Annotated in this window: 21 protein-coding genes; all 21 read right to left on the bottom strand. The window is 39.3% G+C overall.

The features are described from left to right. Window positions 1-4 precede the first annotated feature (4 nt). The 21 genes from DRB05_RS21505 to rfbB all read right to left on the bottom strand — a co-directional run bounded on the left by DRB05_RS21505 (window position 5) and on the right by rfbB (window position 22,223). The gene (locus DRB05_RS21505) at window positions 5-913 is read right to left on the bottom strand and encodes a hypothetical protein (RefSeq protein WP_128728728.1); all 909 of its coding nucleotides are present in this window, start codon (window positions 911-913) and stop codon (window positions 5-7) included. Continuing rightward, complete coding sequence (locus tag DRB05_RS21510; protein ID WP_128728729.1) at window positions 897-1,607, bottom strand: acylneuraminate cytidylyltransferase family protein; 711 nt, start codon at window positions 1,605-1,607, stop codon at window positions 897-899. The genes DRB05_RS21505 and DRB05_RS21510 overlap by 17 nt, the downstream gene beginning before the upstream one ends. Beyond that, window positions 1,608-2,696: a nucleotidyltransferase family protein gene (locus DRB05_RS21515; RefSeq protein ID WP_240036285.1), complete on the bottom strand. Its 1,089-nt coding sequence runs from the start codon at window positions 2,694-2,696 to the stop codon at window positions 1,608-1,610. It lies immediately after the preceding gene. Next, window positions 2,653-3,306 (bottom strand): acetyltransferase, encoded by a 654-nt coding sequence (locus tag DRB05_RS21520; protein WP_128728730.1) that lies wholly within the window; start codon window positions 3,304-3,306, stop codon window positions 2,653-2,655. The genes DRB05_RS21515 and DRB05_RS21520 overlap by 44 nt, the downstream gene beginning before the upstream one ends. After that, complete coding sequence (neuB, locus tag DRB05_RS21525) at window positions 3,299-4,369, bottom strand: N-acetylneuraminate synthase (protein WP_128728731.1); 1,071 nt, start codon at window positions 4,367-4,369, stop codon at window positions 3,299-3,301. Before neuB ends, DRB05_RS21520 begins: the two co-directional genes overlap by 8 nt. Further along, a complete protein-coding gene (locus DRB05_RS21530) occupies window positions 4,369-5,037 on the bottom strand; it encodes a PIG-L deacetylase family protein (protein ID WP_128728732.1) in 669 nt (222 codons plus the stop codon). Before DRB05_RS21530 ends, neuB begins: the two co-directional genes overlap by 1 nt. Beyond that, complete coding sequence (locus DRB05_RS21535; RefSeq protein WP_161568706.1) at window positions 5,034-5,831, bottom strand: formyltransferase family protein; 798 nt, start codon at window positions 5,829-5,831, stop codon at window positions 5,034-5,036. Before DRB05_RS21535 ends, DRB05_RS21530 begins: the two co-directional genes overlap by 4 nt. 101 nt (window positions 5,832-5,932) lie before the next feature. Beyond that, window positions 5,933-7,090: a UDP-N-acetylglucosamine 2-epimerase gene (gene neuC, locus DRB05_RS21540; RefSeq protein WP_128728734.1), complete on the bottom strand. Its 1,158-nt coding sequence runs from the start codon at window positions 7,088-7,090 to the stop codon at window positions 5,933-5,935. Next, window positions 7,087-8,238, bottom strand: a complete 1,152-nt coding sequence (locus DRB05_RS21545; RefSeq protein ID WP_128728735.1) for a LegC family aminotransferase — start codon at window positions 8,236-8,238, stop codon at window positions 7,087-7,089. The genes neuC and DRB05_RS21545 overlap by 4 nt, the downstream gene beginning before the upstream one ends. 9 nt (window positions 8,239-8,247) lie before the next feature. Beyond that, window positions 8,248-9,438, bottom strand: coding sequence for a UDP-N-acetylglucosamine 4,6-dehydratase (locus DRB05_RS21550; RefSeq protein WP_128728736.1), 1,191 nt, complete (start codon window positions 9,436-9,438; stop codon window positions 8,248-8,250). A 342-nt stretch (window positions 9,439-9,780) separates the two neighbouring features. Next, on the bottom strand, window positions 9,781-12,015 hold the full coding sequence (locus tag DRB05_RS21555; protein ID WP_128728737.1) for a polysaccharide biosynthesis tyrosine autokinase: 2,235 nt from the start codon (window positions 12,013-12,015) through the stop codon (window positions 9,781-9,783). A 14-nt stretch (window positions 12,016-12,029) separates the two neighbouring features. Continuing rightward, complete coding sequence (locus tag DRB05_RS21560; protein ID WP_128728738.1) at window positions 12,030-12,464, bottom strand: low molecular weight protein-tyrosine-phosphatase; 435 nt, start codon at window positions 12,462-12,464, stop codon at window positions 12,030-12,032. Window positions 12,465-12,476: 12 nt separating this feature from the next. After that, complete coding sequence (locus tag DRB05_RS21565) at window positions 12,477-13,592, bottom strand: polysaccharide export protein (RefSeq protein WP_128728739.1); 1,116 nt, start codon at window positions 13,590-13,592, stop codon at window positions 12,477-12,479. Window positions 13,593-14,351: 759 nt separating this feature from the next. Beyond that, a complete protein-coding gene (rfaH, locus tag DRB05_RS21570) occupies window positions 14,352-14,831 on the bottom strand; it encodes a transcription/translation regulatory transformer protein RfaH (protein WP_128728740.1) in 480 nt (159 codons plus the stop codon). A gap of 443 nt (window positions 14,832-15,274) precedes the next feature. Continuing rightward, a complete protein-coding gene (locus DRB05_RS21575; protein ID WP_128728741.1) occupies window positions 15,275-16,135 on the bottom strand; it encodes a hypothetical protein in 861 nt (286 codons plus the stop codon). 1 nt (window position 16,136) lies between these two features. Beyond that, window positions 16,137-17,330 carry a polysaccharide pyruvyl transferase family protein gene (locus DRB05_RS21580; protein WP_128728742.1) on the bottom strand — a complete coding sequence of 398 codons (1,194 nt, stop codon included), beginning with the start codon at window positions 17,328-17,330 and terminating at the stop codon, window positions 16,137-16,139. A gap of 8 nt (window positions 17,331-17,338) precedes the next feature. Next, window positions 17,339-18,622 carry an oligosaccharide flippase family protein gene (locus DRB05_RS21585; RefSeq protein WP_128728743.1) on the bottom strand — a complete coding sequence of 428 codons (1,284 nt, stop codon included), beginning with the start codon at window positions 18,620-18,622 and terminating at the stop codon, window positions 17,339-17,341. Window positions 18,623-18,825: 203 nt separating this feature from the next. Then, on the bottom strand, window positions 18,826-19,368 hold the full coding sequence (gene rfbC / locus DRB05_RS21590) for a dTDP-4-dehydrorhamnose 3,5-epimerase (protein WP_128728744.1): 543 nt from the start codon (window positions 19,366-19,368) through the stop codon (window positions 18,826-18,828). A 14-nt stretch (window positions 19,369-19,382) separates the two neighbouring features. Further along, window positions 19,383-20,258: a dTDP-4-dehydrorhamnose reductase gene (gene rfbD / locus DRB05_RS21595; protein WP_128728745.1), complete on the bottom strand. Its 876-nt coding sequence runs from the start codon at window positions 20,256-20,258 to the stop codon at window positions 19,383-19,385. 3 nt (window positions 20,259-20,261) lie between these two features. After that, window positions 20,262-21,128 carry a glucose-1-phosphate thymidylyltransferase RfbA gene (gene rfbA, locus DRB05_RS21600; protein WP_128728746.1) on the bottom strand — a complete coding sequence of 289 codons (867 nt, stop codon included), beginning with the start codon at window positions 21,126-21,128 and terminating at the stop codon, window positions 20,262-20,264. 21 nt (window positions 21,129-21,149) lie between these two features. Then, window positions 21,150-22,223 (bottom strand): dTDP-glucose 4,6-dehydratase, encoded by a 1,074-nt coding sequence (gene rfbB / locus DRB05_RS21605; protein ID WP_128728747.1) that lies wholly within the window; start codon window positions 22,221-22,223, stop codon window positions 21,150-21,152. Window positions 22,224-22,272: the final 49 nt, after the last annotated feature.

Here is a 22,272-nt window from a genome sequence, read left to right on the forward strand (position 1 = left end):
AAACTTAAATTAAGCTCAATTCTTTAATTCCAGCTCTATTAAAAACTTCATAAGAAAGCTTAATAGAATCACTAACCGTTTCATCCTTAACGTCTAAGTAATCAACACAGAAGTAAAAATCAGAATTCTTATGTGCACTAGAAATATTCAAAAGAGCAGTTGAGTAATAGCTAATAAAAACACCTTTACTAGCACGGCCTTTATAAAAGTACTGTTCAATACTACAATTCAACCGAAACACTCTATAACCTAGCAGTTTAATTTTTGACAATTTAACCTCTGACTCACTTCTATGTGCATAATAATTAAATTGTTTGTACTGTGGTTCAAAATTTTCTTTTATATTCTCTAATACTTTTAAATAATCTTCATTATTGATAAAGCCAAGCTCAACCAAGTGCTGACCAATAAAAGATACACTAGATTTTTCTTCATAATATTCAAACAGTTCTATTTCATTGTTTATTACAGAAAATACATCACCATCAAATGGTACAATGGGTAAAGAAGTATAGAGAAAGCATGGAACACTACGTAGCTTATTTACATATGATATCAAATACAACCCATCATCAACGAAGTAAACTTTTCTGTTAAGGTATTTTGAAACTTTAATTAATAGCCGACAAACAATAGAACGAGCATCGCCGAACACCATCTCCTTCTCTGTACATAATGAAAGAATATATCTTAAGTAAAAGTAGATTATTAATGGTATTTTCGTTATACCTCTAGCCGGTAAATAGAAAAATTTGGGTTTTAAACCATCTAAATGCGAATCGAATTGTTTTCGTTGCGTTTCGTTTCCATTATCCCTAATAAATACCACACATTCACTCTTATCGATATTCAGATGCTTAAATAAAGACAACGCATTTTGTAGCTGATAGGGTGACTCAATTATAGCCAGCAATTTCCTTCTCCCCCATGACAAGTTCTACCAACTTAAAATCAAGAGCAGTATCAATATCTAAAGACTTTTCAGGTGACATTATAAATGGATAATAGTCGTCCTCTTGGAATAATTTCTTTGTAGCTAAAAACGTACTCTTATCAACCAAGTAGATTGCGCCATTCAATTGATAAAACGCTTTTAAGTCTTGTGAACGAGTGTTCGATAAACCTTTTATAAACTCTTTAAAATCACTCTCACTTTCAAGAGGGGTCGCCCAAAGCGGCGAGTGCTCACATTTGGCCATTGATACCACTCCCTTTGCCTTTTTTTCGATATACAATGATATGGCATCGTCTATATCTTTTGCAGTTCTCAGAGGAGATGTTGGCTGTAAAAGACAAATGATATCAAATTCCCCTAATAAAACTTGGGCTTTCTCAACTGCGTGCAACAAAACATCTACAGAAGAAGCTGTATCAGATGCAAGCTCTTTAGGTCTATCTAACGGATATATATTCTTGTATTGTTGACTGATTTTAAGTACTTCTGGACAATCGGATGTGGCAATCGTGTCACTTATATATTTTGAGTTTTTAATTGCTTCGAAAGTATAGGTAATCAAAGGCAAGCCATTCAGAAGTTTTACATTTTTATTAGGTAAACGTTTGCTTCCGGCACGAGCCGGTACAACCGCTAACACTTTTGGTTTCATTTATAACCCCAATTCATAAATGTCTGTTTGCGCTTTAGCGAAATCATCATGACGACCTACATCCAACCAATATTCATATATTGGGAATTTTAAAGTCGTAAACCCTTCATTTTGTTTATTCTCAAACAATGTGGGCATATCAAGATGCTCATTAACCGATAAAGAGTCTATAATTTCGTGCGAAATAATATATATCCCCGCGTTGACAAAATAACGATAGGTAGGTTTTTCAACAATTTTAGAAATTGTATTTCCTTCACCTTCAATAACACCAAAAGGTACTTTCAATGCATAATCACGAACACACATTGTCGCATTACTGTTGTGTTTGATATGGAAATCTAATAGCTTACTAAAATCAACATTCGTTAAGATATCACCGTTAATCATGATTAACGGCTCTTTCGGGAGTGATTCAGGCAGTAACGATAGAGCGCCAGCAGTACCAAGGGGCTTTTCTTCATGCACATAAGTAATTTCTACACCGAAATCACTACCGTTACCAAAGTAATTTTCGATGATTTCTGGTAAATAATGTGTGGAAATATAAAACCTATAAAATCCATGGTTCTTAAAGTTATTTATTAAAATTTCTAACATCGGCTTGCCACCCACCTTAAGCATAGGTTTAGGACAATCGTCTGTTAAAGGACGTAAACGTGTACCAAAGCCGCCAGCCATGATGAAAACAGGGTTATTGCGTTTTTCAACTAAAAAGGTATCGTACAATGTTTTAAGTCCAACCACTCTGCCTTCATCGTCAACAATAGGTAACGATAGAATTTCATTTTCCTTCATCATTTTTTGTAGTTCATTACTGCTTAATGAGGCGCAGGCTGTAATAGGGTTACGGTTCATTATTTCTTCAACAATACATGACAGCTCAGTACCTTTTAGTATCGCTCGTCTTATATCCCCATCAGTTACCACACCTTTTAGAACCCCATTTTTCGCGACGATAGCCAGTCGTAATGCTTCTTTATCAATGACGGAAAGTGCTGTTTTGATCGAGTCATCAGGGCTGATTATGATGTTCTCCCAGTTTTTAATACTCACCATCTGCTCCTTTGCAAAAACTTTTTGCTCCATAAACCACTTTCCTAGATGGAATAGAATGCGTGACGTTTGCACCTACTCCGATGATAGTTTCGGCACCAATTGTGACGTTGTTAATAATACTAGCACCTGTCGCTATATGAACGCACTTTTCTAACACAACCTGACCACTTAATGTTGCGCCTGGAGCGATATGACAATGCTCACCAATATCACAATCATGCTCGACTGTTGCAGAGGTATTGACGATGCTATTTTCGCCAATTCTCGAGCCGATGTTAATAACTGCATTTTGCATCACTTGAGCTCCAGCTTCTAACACAGCATATTCTGATACGATGGCTGAGTCAGCAACGATAGTAGCAAATGAATACCCCAAATCTCGATAGCGATTATAGAGTAAACGCCTCAATGACTGCCTAGGCATCGCCCCGATACCATTGACTAGCAATACGTCTTTAGGATTAAAATCTAATACCGCATCGTCACTATCAAAGTGGCGAACACCTGTAAAAATACCATGTCCTACAACTACTTCTGGGGCAACGACACCAACTAACTCTTTTCCTTGTGAATACAGAATATCCGCAAGAACAGCTGCATGCCCCCCAGCCCCTAACATCAGGTAACTGATCTTACTCATCGATTAAATCACCAGCCTCGTACCCTTTACTACTTTCTTTGCCCAAGTAGCTCCAGTATTTTGACGGTTCAATGCCGTGACCAGGCCTTTTGATCGTTAAGTTGTTAGAGGTAAAGCTTTCCCCAACTGAAATTGCTTTTGCAGCAACAAGACTTTTTCTAGCGACCACTTTATTTTTTATTTCTGTTGGTCTGGGTCCTTTTATGCCATCACCTAATACTTTCTCAACAATACGAATACCATCCACCATTGACGCAAGCTCCTCTGGGTCTAACGATGCTTTATGATCGGGCCCTGGTAATGACTTGTCTAACGTAAAGTGCTTTTCTATTAACACTGCACCCTTTGCCACTGCAGATATCGGTACAACAATGCCTTCACTATGGTCAGAATATCCCACAGCAAGTTTAAAGCTATTTGCAATGGTATCCATTGCGTTCAAGTTTATATCCTCGAAAGGGGCTGGGTATTCCGTTGTACAATGAAGTACAATTACTTTTTCTTTCAAAAGCTTTTTTCCTTCATCTGAAAAATATGCCGCCTGCACTTTTTCATCTGTAGGGCTGTCCTCTTGATTCATGTAGCCAAACGCAATCATTCCTAAAGCAGCTTCAATTTCTGCCAATGTTGCCATCCCCGTTGACACAATTAAATCACAACCTGTACGGGCATGCTCAAGTACCAAAGGAGCGTTAGTTAACTCACCTGATGGTAACTTCAAACGTTTTAAGCCTAAATCATTCACTAAGAAGTCTAAACTTTCTGAATCAAACGCAGTAGATAAAAACTCAATACCAAGATTATTACAGTACTCCACCAATTGATGGTGTACCTCATAGCTTAGTTCTAACCGTTTAAGCATACTAAACTGTGACTCTTGGATACCGGTATTTGCTACCTGATACTCAGCTTGCTGTGCTGACTCCGTCACCAAATTTTTGGCTTTGAAAGTTTGAAACTTAACGATATCAGCACCCGCTTTATGCGCAGCATCAACTAATGCAAAGGCTAGCTCTTCATTGCCATTATGATTTACTCCAGCTTCAGCAATTATCAATGTCATTATATTATCTCCTTAATTAGCATAAACGCTTCAGCTGCTTCAGAGTTGCACTGAACTCCCCTAACTCTTGCAAGAGATTCAAGAGCCAAACGTGACCTAGGGAATGGGAATTCCCCAACTTCTGATTCAAATATTTCCAGTATATTGAGTTTTTCATCTAGGAATGCAGAAATATCCACATAAGTTGTGGCTTTAAAGCCTGAACTTTCAGGCTTTAGCCCAAAATCTGTTTCTGACATTGTTTCATATGCTAAAACTCTTTTTACGAATGGGTATCGAAATGACTTGGTCGCAGACATAACTGCATCATAGACGATCTCATGGTCACTATGTGCATCATTCCTATACGGCGTAAACACAATCTCAGGCTTCACCTGTGACACTACCTGCGCGATAGGTCCAATAACATCACCCTTAGCCAACACATCCAGCTTTGCTGGGGGTAACATAAGCTCATGTACACTGGTAAAGTTATAGCACTGAGCTACTTTAAGCATTTCTTCTTGTCTTTTAGCAATTTGAGCTTCTGAAAAGCCTGCTTCTTTAGTCATGCCCGTCACTACGAGCCAATGAACTTGATAACCTTGCTCACTTAACTTTAATATTGTGCCACCACAACCCAACGTTTCATCATCTGCATGGGGAGCCACAACTAAAACACTTTTCACAAATAATCTCCCACATCTATATCCTCTAAAACCGCGTCATGGAGCCAAATAGCTTGTGTTCCAGCGGCCTTAACCAAAATGCTATTCCCTCTTTTCTCCAGTACTTTTCCTGGTTCGATATTTGCGGGAACAGTCTGTTGTAGTATTTCTGAACGGCGTACTTGCACTAGATTTTCTTTGCATAAAAACTCAGCGCATGGATAAGGAGGTGCAAGAGCACGTACCAGATTATGGATCGACTCAGCCGACATTCTAAAATCAATCAGTCCATCTTTACGTGAGCGCTTCCGCCAATATGTTGCACTTTGCTGGTCTTGTTCAGCAAATACGGCAGAGCCTTCCAAAAGAGCCTTTGTAAAGTTTTTGATTTGCTGTTGTGCCGTATGGAGAATTTTATCGTATAAAGACTGCGCATTTTCATCCATATCAATATTTATTGGTTCCTGGCTAATAATCGGACCAGAATCAGCCCCGCTATCCATTTTAAAAAATGTCGATGCAGTCTCGCTCAGCCCTAATGCCAATGCCCATATGATTGGATGGCGACCTCTATTTTGCGGTAGCTTTGCAGGGTGGAAGCCAATAATGCCTTGTTTAGGCATTGCTAATAACTCTTCATCAAGCAAATAACTCCAACCAACACAATAAATAATATCCAAATCGAAGTCGCTTAAAAATGCTTTAGATGCAGTCTTATTTTTTGAATCTTCATAATGAAAGGGTATATTTCTGTCACAGCAAACAGGAGACAAGTCGCAAAAATCAGCATTCACAGCTGAGTTTTTTTTAGTCACTACGGCACATACTTCAATACCTTCAATACTTAGTAATGTCTCTAGTGCCATCCTGCTTGAGTGAACACATCCAATAAAGCCAACTCGCATGGTGCCTCTAATTATAAATCGTAGAATGTTTTGTAAACTAAATTTTCTATAGGAAAACTAAGTAGTTGCGAAAGTATTTTGTTTGAGCTATCACCATCACCATATGGATTAATAGCTGTTGCACATTGCTTTTTAAACTTCTTAGAAGTTGCTACTTCCAAACTGTGGAGAATTGCATTCTTATCATCAGTACAATGCAAAACTGTATCTCCCGATATACGCCCTTTTTGTCTGTCGCCAATATTTATTGTCGGAACATTGAACGTAGGAGCCTCAATTAAACCACTTGAAGAATTGCCTATAACTAAATCACAATGTTTCAACAAGCTTAAATAACGCAGCTGTCCTAAAGATTGAACCAACAACACTCTTGTAGAATGCTTTTCTTTGAACTCATTCAATAAAGAGATCAGAGCTCGGCCATGTGTATCTGCGTTGGGGTATGAAATAATTAACTTATAATCGTTGTATTCTTCAAGCGCACTAAGCAAGTTTTCCAAGCCTTGTGAAGCCCCACTTTTATCAAGAGTTACGGGGTGATATGTGACAACAATATAAGAACTAGAGGAGACATCAAAATCAATTGCCCGCGATAAAGCTTCTCTATCCAACAACTCAAGCGACTTGATGCTATCGATTCCAGGAGCACCATAGTTAAATACCTTGTTTGGATCCTCTCCTAGTTGGATGACCCGCTTTCTATATGTTTCTGTGGCTGTAAAATGAAGATGCGACATTTTGGTAAGTGAGTGCCTAACGGCTTCATCAATTAGCCCCTCGGTAGTTTCACCACCATGTATATGTGCGACCGGGATCTGTGCGACCATGGCTGCCTGAGTAATAGCCATTGACTCGAACCGGTCACCAAGCACTACTAACAAATCTGGCTGATTTCTTTCAAATGCTTCTGAAGCACTTATAAGTGCAAGCCCCATTGATTTAGAAATGCCCACAGGGCTGTCAGAAGATAATAAAAACTCAAGTCTTTCTGATACGTCAAAACCATCATTTTCTATTTGATTTATTGTCTTGCCAAACTCTGGAGATAAGTGCATCCCTCCAACAATTAGCTGAAGCTCTGCCCGTTCAGACTCATGAAGCCCTTTGATAATCCAATATAGAAGTCCATATTCAGCTCGAGTGCCGGTAAATACAGCTATTTTTCTCATATACTTCTCACTACAGGTGTACTTGGAATATTAATAAGGTGCGCCTCTAAATACTCTGAATTCGTCAAATCGCCTCTTAGAGCATTCTCAAACATAGGTAAACGATGCATCAATTGCCAAACAGGCCTAGTCATCACACCAGCCTTGTTTGCATACTTGAGTATCTCATTGCGCTTCTCTACATCAGGGCAAACAATTGCATTTAACCAGTAGTTCGACTTAGCGTACTCAGGCTCAGTAACAAACTTTACATCGCTACCTGCAAAAAATTCCTTATAGTGACAAGCAAGCTTGCGTTTTTGCTCCAAAAACGTATCAATCACTTCCATTTGCGCACACCCCAAGGCCGCGTTGATATTTGGCATGCGATAATTAAATCCCGGCTCATCATGGAAAAATTCGTAAGAGTGAGGAACCTTTGCGGTAGTCGTTATGTACTTAGTTCGCTGCCCACCTTCCTCGTTTGCACACAGCACCATTCCACCACCACCTGTTGTGATAATTTTGTTTCCATTGAAGCTTACTGCGCTATAATCACCAAAAGTGCCTGTATGCCTGCCTTTGTAGTAAGAGCCTAAACTCTCTGCAGCATCTTCGACTAACGTAATCCCCCATTTTCTGCATACAAGTATAAGCTCATCTAATTCAGCAGGGTGCCCAAAAGTATGCATTGGAACAATAGCCTTAATGCGCTGGCCCGTTAACTTATGATGACAACCATTTTCTGTTACTTCTGCATTTTCAGCTAAATAGTTTTCAACAGCAATAGGGCACAGGCTCAAACTTACATGAGACACATCAACAAATATTGGTTCTGCGCCCATATGGTAAAGAGCATTACAAGTTGCAACAAACGTTAGTGCTTGCGTAATAACCAAGTCACCTCGTTCTACCCCTGCCATATATAACGCAGTGTGTAATGCGGCAGTACCATTTACAGTAGCAACAGCTTTCACCGCACCAGTAAAAGCTTCTATTTTACGCTCAAAGTCATCAACAAACTTGCCAACACTAGAAACAAAAGTGCTATCAATTGTTTCCTTTACGTACTTATTTTCATTACCGCTAAAAGTAGGTGCATGAAGTGGAATAAATTCGTTGGTTGAGTATGTATCCCGTACAAAGTCAACAAAACTGTTGCAATCCATATATTTCACCTACATTTTACCGTCTAGGTATTTACCAGTCTCTTTGTGACCAAAATCAGGAATCATCTTGAAGAAAAGTTCAACAATTTGCTCTTTATTCCAGACTCGATCGGCCTTCATTTGTGCAATTTGCTCTTCAAATAAAGTCAACAGCTCTTCTTGGTAGAGTGGCTCATTTTTGATTATTCCTAAATTATCAAAGCGCGTCATGTCTAACACTTCTTTGTCAGTAAAAAACTCTTCAAAGTCTTTCTCACCTGTAGTATCACTATCAGTAAATAAACACGGCCATTTACCTTGCTCTGGTAATATCTTAGCTAATGCTCTAGCCTCATTTTCATCATTGCACAAATAAGGCTCATAGCCCTTATCAGCTAAGTATTTCTTCGCAACGTCTGAAAATGTCACCAAATGTAATAGCTCACTAAGTTTTGGAAAAAATATATCTCGATTTTCACCAAAAATACACGACATTAGACAAAGTTCGCCTGATTCTTGTGGAATTACGAAATACCTTTTAATATCATTAGGTGCGACTATTGGCTGCCTTTTTTCGATTCGCTGATTAAATCCATGCAGCAAAGAGCCGTCTGAAAATGCCACATTTGCAAAGCGAGCTGTCGAAATATCAATTTTCTCACTACGACGCATTAAAAACATTTCCATAATTCTCTTTGAGGCTCCCATCATATTCACTGGATTTGCAGCTTTATCAGTAGAAACGCAAAAGTATTTCTTTACACCTTTATCAATGGATTGCTGAATAGTTTTATCAGTGTTAAAAATATTAACATCTATCATTCGCATGAGCGTATATGGATCTTTTTCACTGCGCACGTGTTTTAAAGCTGATAGGTTAAGCACATAATCATATTCACCATCAGCGTCGATAAAGGCATCATATTCAATTGAGCCAATATCTAACGCAAAGGTCTGAAAATCACCGGCAATATAACCAAAGGTACTACGAATATCTCGAACAAGCTCAACCATATTGTTTTCGCTGATATCAACAACGTGCAATTTTTTCGGATTACGCTTAAAGATCTCTTTTGTAACCGCTTGACCTATAGAGCCCGCGCCTCCTATAACCAAAAATCGGGACTGCGATACAATTTCCGATAACAGCTCCTCTGCTCGTTCTATATCTTGATCAAACAAGAGCTTATTTCTACCTATTAAGTTTAATATATTGCTCATTGATAAATACCTTTAGTATCAATTAAATTCATCTCAATTCTTAGGTCTTTTGAATTGGTCTAAGCTCTTAATTAAGAGTAAAAATATATTTATTGAAGTAAGCTTAGAATTTTATCTAAAGAAGATAAGCTTGACCTATGTAAGCCCACCTATTTTTATAACACCCAATCGCTCGTATTCACGCTCAATTGATTCCCGAATTCAACATTCAGCCCCTATCAAAAAGCAATAATGGTGCAGCCTAACTATAAATATTTTTTTATAGCGGAAAAATCTCAACAACGGGGGCATTCTCGACTTTCGTAGACAAGCCAGATACTGCGGCAAAAAGCCGCAGTTAATTTATGCTTTATCTGATTTGTATTCGTAGTTGTAGTAGCCGTAGTAACCATAGGCGTTGGTTGATTTACGAACAACACCGTTGAATACCACCCCTTTTACATCAATACCATTTTGCTCAAAACGATTTCGTGTAATTTCTAGCTCTTTTGCATGATTTTGACCAAAACGGGTTACTAGTAATGTTGTACCTGCATGGGCACTCACAATTGCAGGGTCTGTTACCGCTAAGATTGGAGGAGTATCAACAATAACTAAGTCGTACATTTTGCTCACTTCCCCAATCAACTTGCTAAAGTTTTCATGCATTAGTAGCTCAGATGGATTCGGCGGTATTTGGCCTCGGGTCATTACTTGCAAACCTTCTACTTGGCTTGGCTTAATCACTTGCGCTAGGTTCAATCGGCCAGAGAGATAATCACTTAAACCGTCATCCCATTTCATGCCAAACTGAGTTTGTAGGTACCCTTTACGCATATCAGCGTCAATAACAAGAATGCGTTTGCCACTTTGCGCCAGCACGGTTGCAAGGTTTACGGTAATAAAGGATTTACCCACGCCAGGACTTGGACCTGAGATAGCAATAACATTGTTTTTTGCTTCTAGCATAGCAAAGTGCAAGCTAGTACGGAGGCTACGTAGCGCCTCAACAGAAAGGTCTGCAGGGTTATCCATGGCAAGTATCGATTTTGCCTTTGCCACTTTACCCTTGCGCGCCTTTGCAAAACCAGTGAGTTTTACTTGATACTCTGAAAAGGGCACGCTGGCGTATACAGGCAAACCCAATGCTTCTATTTCCGCTGGGTCTTCAATACCTTTATGCAGCGCTTTTTGCACAAGCACAATAGCAACAGCTAACATAGCGCCCAGCATGGTTGCCATCACAACGATTAGCGCTTTTTTAGGTTTGACTGGCTGGGTAGTATTTACCTCTGCGTAATCCACTATGCGAACGTTGCCTACCGTACCCGCACGCACAATATCTAACTCTTGCGTTTTACCTAAAAGCAGCGTGTAGATTTCATTATTTACTTCTACATCACGCTTTAAGCGTAGCAGCTCGCGCTGAGTCTCTGGTAAGCCTTGTACTTCACCAGCTAATTCGTTGCGTTGGCGCTTTACGGTATCAATTTGCTCTACCACACCGCGGTAAGAGGGGTGTTCACGCTTAAATTTACGGCCAAGCTCTAAACGCTTTAGCTCTAACTCTTGCAGTTTAGTTTCTAGTTTTACAATTTGTTCTAAAACGCCCTGTGTTTCTAGGCTAATATCAATAGACTCTTGGCGAATTTGATAGTCATTAAAGGCTTTTTCTGCGCGCTCTAGGTTACGCTTAACTTCAGGAAGCTGCACTTCTAAAAATTCAAGAGACTGCTGCGCTTCCGCGCTATTACGCTCCACATTACGACGCACATAAATACCAGCCACTTTATCTAGCACTTTTTCTGCATATTCAGGGCTAGCACTCTGAAGTGCCAAGTTAATAATGCCGGAGTCTTTCCCCTTCTCAGACGCGGATATTGCACTTTGTAGATCTAAAATCGTCTGAAGACGGTTACGTTTAACGATCGAAAACTCGGTCTCTGGACGTGCTATCAAAGTCTTAATAGTCAGCTCAAATTGGCCTTGTTTTACTTCTTCGCCTACTTTACCTGCGAGTACTTCGTCGCCGTCACTTGTTAATAATGCAAAAGACTCATCTGTTCTCGCTTGTAAAACAAACTCTTCGCCTACTGCACTACTTGGTACCTTAAATCGATGTATTTCAACTTGCTCACCACCCCACGCATAAGAGCTTGCGCCGAGGCTTGGCTCTGCAACTTCGCCTTCGCTTTGTGCAACAAATTTACGAAAGCTGCGGCTACCAAATAGTGGAAATAGTTTTGGTTCAACAACGGTATCTAAATTTAATGTGTCGACCGCTTCACCAATGACGCTTCTAGATTTTAGTAGCTCGATTTCAGTCACTGCCGCAGAGGTACTTTCAAACATACCAGACATATCGTCAAAACCAGGAACAGACCCGCCCTTTTCCTCTACCTGAACCATTGCAGTTGCTTGGTAGATTGGCGTGCTAAATATTGCGTAGGCTATACCTAACAGCATAAACAGTGCAGTAATGCCTGCGATAAAAAACTTAGCATCTAATAATGCGCCAACTAGCGCCATTAAATCGATTTCTTGCGTCTCTTCTTTTGATGACTTTTGATTAGAGATAAGATTTGGCTGAGCATTCATATACTCACGGATCCTTATAAATACTGTTGCCAAGCGCTACAGGCGCTATCGATAAGCTCATAAACATGCTCAAACGCTTCACGTGATTGGCGATATGGATCTGGAATTTCTTTATCGCCAATCCATTTACCAAGTAAAAAGGTTTTGCCACGGGCTTGAGGGTAACGGCTGCAAAGGTCAGTTAAATGCCTTTGCTCCATTACGAGGATGAGACTATTTTGTGCAACCAAGGTACCAGTTAACTGGCGACCTTGGTGCTCACTCATGTCGATTCCTTGTTCTTTCGCCAACTCCTGCGCTAATGCATCAGCGGCTTTTCCTTCTAGGGCGGTTAATCCAGCCGACGAAACAGCTACATTTTTGCCACTTAGTTTGTTTTTTAGCAGATACTCTGCCGTAGGACTGCGGCAGATATTACCAGCACAAACCATTAAAACACTATCAAACATGAGTACTCACAATTACTGATTTTCTATATCTTGAATCGCATCCACTGTAGACAATGAAGGCAATAATAAGCTGATAACTTTGTTCCAACGAGCAAGCGGCGCGCTAGTCACATAAACAATATCTTGCGGCTCAAGTTCAAACTGTTCTGCAAGTACTAGAGAGGCTACGTTTTTAGCATGTAGTTGATATACATCTGCTAGTACACCATCTTTTTGCAGGTCGCGCTTACGCAAGACAAAAACACCGTTTGCGTCTGCTGTACGCTCGTTAAAGCCACCGACATCCGTTAGTGCTTCAGCTAGGCTTAAGCCATATCGGTTTACGTCTACTTTGCCCGCCTTAATTACATCACCCAACACATACACGTTGCGTTTATCATTACGACTTACGTGAACAATATCACCGTGTTTAAGTAAGCGGTTTTGTGAAATGTCACCTTCGGCATAAAAGTCATCGAGTTGAATAACTTCTGTTTTGTCACCACGAGTAAAGGACACTGTTTCCCAATCGGCACTTTCTGTTAAACCGCCAGCTTGGTTGATAGCATCAATGAGTGTCACTGGAGTTTCTGTGATTGGATACACACCTGGTTTTGTAACTTCGCCGGTTACATACGCTTTTTGGCTTTTAAAACCGACCACTTTTACGTCGATTTGCGGCTCTTCAATAACACGACTTAGTCTTTTTGCAAGGTCAGTTCTAAGCTCGGTTACTGTGCGGCCAGCAGCAGGAACCTTTGGCGCATAAGCAAAGTTAATTGTACCATCGGCTTGAACACGGAAACCGTCAAACTCTGCTGTTCGTTGTACAGCTGCTGGAATAGTGAGTTCAGGGTGATCCCACACACCAATGGTGATTACATCACCTACGCCAAGACGATACTCGTAATTTGAAACATCAATACCCGCAAGCGACGAGTGATCAATTTGTTTCGCACGTTTGATTTTATGTTCTTGCACCAATTGCGAGTCGATAATATGAATATTTACTTTCTCAAGATCTCGCTCAAGGTTTGCAGTTTGTTCACCAGAACCTATTCCTTCGAAATGGCCACCTGGAACGAGTGTACAGCCACTCATTGCAAGTAATACAGTTGAAGCAATGATAGTTTTACAGCGTAGCGCCATTGTATCTTCCCAAAAGTGTTTATAGTCTTTTCTTTTAATTACTTTTATTGCCTTTTACTTAATAACGTAAAGACAACAGAAATTTCGTGGGCTAATTAAAGCATGCACGATTGTTAATCGCAAGTGAGTACTAGGTTTTGCAGCTGTTCTCACTCTTAGTTCCGTGTTTTATCTGCTATGTGATAAGAATTTGTGTTTTAGCCCCGTAAATTTTCACCAGAACCCTTTATTTAGCGCAAACCATTTTATTTATCATTTTGCAACTAACACACCAAATATAGAACGAAGAGCCAATTATTACAGTCTCTCTAAGATAGAACGTCTGTTCATCTACCAACTATGGACACAACTGCCTGGCTCACCCCTTCTCAATATTTTTAGGCACGCTTCCGCCCTTAGGTTGCAGCTCCTAAATGCTGTTCTAGTTTTTATTTGTTGTGCTTCGGGCCGCAAAGATATCTCAAGGTGATGTATCTACACTTAACTTAACGCACCCAAATAAAATGCTGTTCATTCATCAGCCATAGCTTTGATTAAACTTTTAAAGTAGCTTGTCGCTGTATTATCCAGCTAATTAATTATCTTTAGTAAAATCAAAGTTATTACAGAGCAAATCTAGCCTACAGGGGCCAAAACCACTCATCCTGAGCTGTTTTACTCTTTTGAGTAGAGAAGATTCAAATTTCAACTTAGATAACTTAACCGACAACACAGTACACCTTTAACGTTACAAATAAATAGGAATAAAGGATTAATTTTTCATTGTACCTTTTTAATTATGCCGTTATCAACAACTATTCTCGTATACTGATTAAGCAATTTAATTAATAAAATGCTTCGTAATTCTCCGTCAGGTTGTTGAAATATCGCGTGAATATCCTTATAGCAACCGTCTGTCAACTGAACCAGATCGCCTTCTTTCAAGTCGCATTGCACCTCAACATTGCAAGATTGCATGAGCTTATTAACTAGTTCATCTGGTACTATTTGTAGATCCATTCCATATCGAATGAAATTAGCAACACCTCGAGTGTTTTTTACCGCAGAAAAGTGAGAAGAATGTGGATCAAGACGAACAAATAAATACCGTGGAAAAAGAGGTTGTGTTATCGCTTTCGCACTTGAGTTTTTTTGTTTTATGAAAGTCGGAAAGCAAGATACGATCCCTTGACTTTGAAGATTTGACTGAACTCTGAATTCCTGTTTCGGTTTACAATAAAGTAGATACCAACGTTCCATGCAATAATCCATTATTAATTTTTTTGGTAGCCAAACTAATTATCGGAATTATACTTGAATAGATGCTTGTGTCTAGGGCGTTTCAATAATCATGTAATTACCATCACCAATTAAAAATAATTACACTTATGACAATAAAGCTCTAAACTTATATTATGCTTGAGCCTCATATACTGACATAGGATCAGTTTATCTTTCCTCTTTGTTTCGCAGCAGTTTGATTGCCATTCATACAAAGCAGGGCTTGCGTGGCATTGATATTCAATGTCTCAGGTGAACAGCTTTATGCTCTTGTAAAGACCCTTACCTCACATCCATGTGGGGTAACACAGAAAAATGCCAATAAAGCACTCTTCTTCGATTCAGCTGACTGCATTTTGTTCATTATGGCTCAGCGTTTGTTCAGATTACTATGTTGCGAGCTGGTCTCACTAAAAATATACTTATCGCTTACGATAATGTTTTCCTGAGAAAAGCGCTTTAAATAAAGGAGCTAAATCAAAGGTTGGCTGACCATTAAACAAACGTTTAGCCAAAGTATCGCTGCATACTTTGGTAAGTATTATCAATTGCTTAACTAATGGTGTGTAGTAACGCAGTGTAAGACCCAAATCATAACTTCGCTCAAGTCTTCTAAAAGCAATGACCTCAGCACTTTCTTTTTGATGTCGTGACAATGAATGTTCAAACCCAGGGATTATCACAATTGCTTCAGAGAGTTTCGCTAGGAATACCCGAAAACAGAATGTAGTATCTACCCCATATAAATAAAAGCGCTCATCAAACACACTTCCAAATAAAGCTTCTAACTTATTTGCAATGTCTTTTCCAACAATAAGACCACTTCCAATTGTAATCACTTTGTCTTGTTGCCCTATTTGAGCACTTGGATTTGCCGGCCGACCATTAATAACAGGGTTAACGATCTGCCCCGATGATTTAATCAATGGCATGGCTATCCGATCAGAGACTGCTTGCGCTGAAGCGTCAATGTAACCTTCATTAAGCTGCGAATCATCATCTAAAAAAATATATTTTTCACTCGTTGTTTCGCGAATAAACCGATTGTAAATCGCAGCCAATGAGTGATTTTCAATAGTTTCTTCAATTACAACTTCATAACCAACCTGTTGAAATTGAGACACATCTTTAAATTTCAATGCCTTAGGCCCATTATTCCAAATAACTAGTCTAGCATTTTTATATTTAATCTTAGATCGTAGCAGTGAGTTTAATGTGTCACTTTCGCTTATCTCTTTGTTATATAACAAGACCAAAATGGCAGTATCAAATTCTAGACTCACCTCACTTTTCCTTGATGATATCTAAGATTTTATTGTTATTTTCAATAATAGCTTGATTAATTCTGTCCCTATTTTCTTTTAGCTTCTCTAAACATTCGTTATCGACATGGTCAAGAATCTTTGCAGCATTCCTCATGTCTAAGCACTTATTGAATGGAGCTAGGCTCCAATCTTTAAGGAAACTATCTAATTTAGGGATTTGTGGATTTAAACCGACATGAGGCTTTGCATAAGCCATTGCAGTAATCACTCCGTGTAAGCTTGTCCCGATGAAGAGCGAGGACTGTTTAATCACATACATAATTTCCCATACATTCAGTGGGTAAAGTAATTCGTGTTGATAGTCCAAAATTGCACTGAGTTTTACTAAATACTCATTGTCGTCATGACCCGAAGCATAACCAATTGGTAATAAGATAATTTTTTTACTATTTTTTTGCGCTATGCTCTTGAGATTCTCAACTACACTTTCTATCGAGTTTCCAACTTTTGTAGGTGCGGCTTGAAATACAATATAGTCTTCACTACATGCTAGCCTTACTTTTTCTGATACGTGCTCGGCAAAGGTATCATCGTCAACTAAATCTGACATCAAAAATGCTGAGTCTGGCGCCAATCCTGTCTCAGAAGTTAGTTCCTGTACCTGAGCTTGTGTCCGGGTATCTCGTACCGATACATAAGATGCTTTATTGAGACGATCGACCACCGTTTTTTTATCTTTTGGTCTCAACCACTGAATACCACCACCAACAGTGTTATAAATAACCTTTACAGAAGCGTCAAAGCTTGCAGGATCGACGATAAATGGATATTCCCATTTAGCTGAATAAAACCAATCAGAATAGAGTGAAAAGTATCTTCTGGTCGCCTTTTTTACGAGCGTTAGAAACTTATTAAAGAGTGCGCTTTTTTGCATGTGAAGATACAAAGTTGCATTCGTTGCGCAAAGCACTTCACCACCTATTACGATTACCGCAGATCCATCGTTGAGAAGCGTCGTATAGTTATTAATTGATTCGCTAGGTAAGCATTTGTAGTTGGTTAAATCAGCTTTGCTAACTGCTGCATATTCAAGCTGGAACTCCTCAAGCACCTCTGGTCTATATTTTTTTATGAATCTTTCAAAGAGAATCGGCATAAGGTTATCGCCGTAGTTGTAACGATCAAATGCCCCAAGTAAAACTATTTTTTTCACACACAACCCTAACACGATTTGTATTTACTATGGCGCTTTGCTTTTAGTAAAACGCCACCAATGATAACTAATTGAGGTATGATACCTGCAATTGAGAAAAGTGCCACTGCGGTAACGTCACTACCCAATGCACCACCAAGATAAAAAGCGGATAAAACTAATCCTGTATTAAATATGCTGTTGACTAATAGTACCTTTTCAAACTTCAGCACTGCGACTGCTGCAACACAAGGTCGGTTGATAAAGTTGAAAAAGAGCCACACACTAAACCACTGAGCATATACTCCTGCCTGATGCCACTCTGAGCCAAAAACAGTACTAAATAACCAAGGGGCAAATAAAATTAAAACTATCATTGGAATGACTCCAATGAGTACAAGGACTAGCGTGGACTTTAAAAGAAGTCCGAAGATAGGGATACCAGAGGCAAAACGCTCACTAATATTTGGATACAAAACATCACTTACAGACTTAGCAATTAGGTTCAGTGGCATCGTCAAAATACTACGACACAAAGTAAAGAAGCCTGCAGCTGGTGCTCCAAATAGAGACGCTAGCAAAATAATTGGCAGAGACTGATTAAGCCCAGCTAACAGCCGTTGTGGGGTACGGTATTTAAAAAAGTCTTTAAACTTATATGCAAGAGCGCGACTGTAATGTGTATGACTCATTTTGAAGGGTGTTTCAATAATGCTTCTTCGAAAAACATAAAAATAAGTAATGACGCTGACAGCTGTTACAAACGTTGTAATTGCAATAAGGGTAATTGGGGAATTCAAAGTACTGCCAAGTCCCAGCTTTAACCCATTACTTAGCAAAGACTGAAACAGTAAAACCTTTGAATTTAAAGAAAAGTACTTTTTCCTGAGCGCCAAGTATGTGAACACTTCTAGTGCAGCTAGCAGCAGTACATATACAGAAATTATGACTTCTATTGCATTGAGTTCGCTTAACGAAAAGTACCCAAGTAAAATATCATTGCTACTATACAGAACAATAAAAATGACTAACGACCAACCTAGTGCAAAAACCAAAGACAATATCGCTAATCGTATCGCTGTACTTTCTTTTTTGGGCAGAATTACCGCCATTGAATAGCTAAAGGTCATTAACGGCAATAACATTGTCGCCAATGCAGTAAAACTTCCCAATAGTCCAAATAATTCAGGACCATATAAACGTGTGATAATTGGGGAACAAAGAATTGTTATTAGCTGAGCGCCAGCAGTACCAGTTGCAACAACGAATACACCTTTGACTAGCTTGTTCTCAAATAAGCTTGATATTTTCATATATGAGTTTTCTACACCGAGTGAGTGTACTTTTATTAAGTAGAGTGTGAATTTTTACACAGTAGTCAGCTTCCTAATACTCATTTAGCACGATTAGGTTGAATCCACTCCCAGCAACTAGACAGGGAGTAACTTCAACCAGACTTAAAACTAATTGATTAACTAATCCTCAGCTGATATTTAAAGTGAAATAGGCCTTGGTTTTAGTATTGAAACTCTTTGAGCGAGATCCCCTCTTTATCCTTTTCCGAAAGGAGAGGTTGACCTTTTAAAGGCCATTTAATCGCGAGCTCCTTATCATCCCAAGCAATAGTGACTTCTGACTGAGGGTGGTAATAATCGGTACACTTATAGACAAACTCTGCATGTTCACTTACAACATAAAAGCCATGCCCAAACCCTTCAGGTACCCATAATTGGCGCTTGTTATCAGCAGATAGATATTCTCCGACCCATTGGCCATATGTCGGTGAATCTTTGCGTAAATCAACCGCAACATCAAAGACTTCTCCAGATACAACTCTCACCAGTTTTCCTTGAGTATGTTCTTTTTGTAGATGAAGTCCACGTAAAATACCTTTGCTAGACTTGGAATGATTGTCTTGGACAAATTCAGTTTTTTGATGAGTCACCAGAGCTTCAAACCTCTGTTGATTCCATGTTTCCATGAAAAAACCTCTACTATCTTCAAAAACGCGAGGTTCTATAATTTTGACAGCGGGTATATTTGTATCAATTACGTTCATCTATTTATATCTGCCTATTGGTATTTTTCTATCTGTTGTAATTGCAGTCGCCAATCGCTTTGAGATATTGCAAATTGTTCAAATATTTTTTGACAATTTAATTTAGAATTAGCCGGTCTTGAGGCCAATGTTGGGTATTCTTCTGTTGTAAGCTGGGTAAGTGTGATCGGAGTGGATATGATTCCGCGCTCTAGCGCCCTTTGGAAAATCACGTGAGCAAACTCATGCCAGCTTACATAGGGAAAACCAGAAAAATGATAGACTCCAAACTTAGCTTTTCTATTATAAATAGAGTGAGCCACTGACAACAAAGCATGAGCTATGTCTCCTGCGTAAGTCGGACCACCAAATTGGTCAGCAACGATACCCAATGACTTTTTAGACTGTGCTAACCTCAGCATTGTCTTTACAAAGTTATTGCCATATTCACTAAAAACCCATGCAGTACGAAGAATTATATGGCGCTCGCAAGACTCTCTTACTTGCTGTTCTCCTGCTTGCTTGCTTCGCCCATAAACATTTTGCGGGCTCTCAGTATCGAGTTCAGTATATAACCCCGAACTGTCTCCAGCGAATACATAATCTGTTGATATATGCAGAATCGCCGCATCGTGCTCATCAGCTGCAATGGCCAAATTTCTAGCCCCGTCTCGATTAACCAAGAACGCAGCCTCAATCTCATTTTCAGCATTGTCCACTGCTGTATACGCAGCAGCATTAATAATAACATCTGGTTTAAAACTAGAAACACACTTTGAAACTTGACTTATATCTGTTATATCAAGCTCTTCTCTACCCAGCGCTAAAAAAGTAACTTCTTCTTGTTGTTCAAGTATTGATACAAGGCTTTGCCCTACCTGACCATTTTTCCCTGCGACGAGTATTTTCATTACTTACCCTTTAGATACCAACCGATTCAAATACTGGCCATACTCATTCTTGAGCATTGGCTTTGCTATTTCTAGAATTTCATCTGAACTTAGCCAACCATTTCGCCAAGCAATTTCCTCTAAGCATGCGACTTTCAAACCTTGCACGTTTTCAATTGTTTGGACAAAAGAAGAGGCTTCGTGCAAACTTTCATGGGTTCCAGTATCCAGCCAAGCGAACCCTCTTCCGAGCAGTTCAACATTTAAACTGCCATCTTGTAAGTACATATCATTAATTGATGTTATCTCAAGCTCACCACGCTCAGATGGCGTTACCTGTTTGGCAAACTCAACTACTCGATTATCATAGAAATATAAACCAGTTACGGCATAATTGGATTTTGGAGTAACTGGTTTTTCTTCAATCGAAATTGCTCTCATCTGCTCATCGAATTCAACCACTCCGAAGCGTTCAGGATCTTTTACTTGATAACCAAAAACTGTAGCTCCTTCGCGCTTAGTTGCTGCTTTCAAAGCATTGCTAAACGATTGGCCATAGAAAATATTATCTCCAAGCACTAAGCAAACACTTTCATCACCTATGAACTCTTCACCAATAACAAATGCCTGCGCAAGGCCATCTGGTGACTCCTGTACCGCATAACTTAAGTTAATGCCAAAGTCACTACCATTCCCTAGCAAACGTTTAAAACCTTCATTGTCCTCTGGAGTTGTAATTATCAAAATATCCCTAATTCCAGCCAACATAAGAGTTGATAAAGGGTAATAAATCATTGGCTTATCGTAAACTGGCAGCAATTGCTTTGAAACGCCTCGTGTTAGTGGATATAGTCGTGTACCCGACCCTCCGGCCAAAATTATTCCTCTCATTATATCCTCAACTTACAAATTCTAAATTTCGCCTAACCGCGATCTATTATATGAACCATCCTGAACATTCCGACACCACTTTTGATTAGCTAAATACCACTGAACGGTCTTTCTTAATCCAGATTCAAATGTCTCTTTTGGTGTCCAATTCAGTTCAATCTGCATTTTGGTAGAATCAATTGCATAGCGACGATCATGGCCTGGACGGTCATTTACAAAGGTGATTTGCTCCGCATACTTTGAGTCTTTTGGCACTAGTTCATCTAACAATTTACAGATACTTTCAACCACATCAATGTTCTGCTTCTCGTTGTGCCCGCCAATATTATAGGTTTCTCCAACTCTGCCCTCTGTAACAACGGTATACAAAGCTTCAGCGTGATCTTCAACATATAACCAATCTCTAATTTGGTCTCCTTTGCCATAAACTGGTAATGGCTGCCCTTCGAGCGCATTCAGAATAACAAGTGGGATTAACTTTTCAGGAAAGTGAAAAGGGCCGTAGTTGTTTGAGCAGTTTGTAACTATCGTTGGTAATCCATATGTGCGCAACCACGCCCTAACCAAATGGTCACTAGAAGCTTTACTTGCTGAGTATGGGCTGCTTGGAGCATAAGCCGTTTGCTCAGTAAATAGCGGCAATTTAGCAGCTTGTTCAAATTGGTCTGGGTGAGGTAGATCTCCATAAACTTCATCTGTTGAGATGTGATGAAACCTGAACTTAGCTTTTCGGTCTTCACCTAGCGAATTCCAATATACCCTTGAAGCCTCTAATAAATTATAAGTGCCTACAATATTAGTTTGAATAAACTCAGCAGGTCCGGTAATAGAGCGGTCCACATGACTTTCTGCCGCTAAATGCATTACTGCATCAGGTTGATGTTGTTTAAATACTCTATCTAGTTCAGCGCGATCACAAATATCCACCAACTCAAAGTCATAGCGCTCATCTTTCTCGACATTCTCAATTGACTCTAAGTTGCCCGCATAAGTTAATTTATCCAGATTTACAACCGAGTCACTGGTTTTATTAATAATATGGCGAACAACAGCAGAGCCGATAAATCCTGCACCACCTGTAACTAGAATCTTCAAAATATACCCTTATAAATTACTTTTTATATTCACAGTTCAGCAAAGCAAT

This window comes from Pseudoalteromonas sp. A757, assembly GCF_004103285.1.
In the GTDB taxonomy this organism is placed as follows: domain Bacteria; phylum Pseudomonadota; class Gammaproteobacteria; order Enterobacterales; family Alteromonadaceae; genus Pseudoalteromonas; species Pseudoalteromonas galatheae.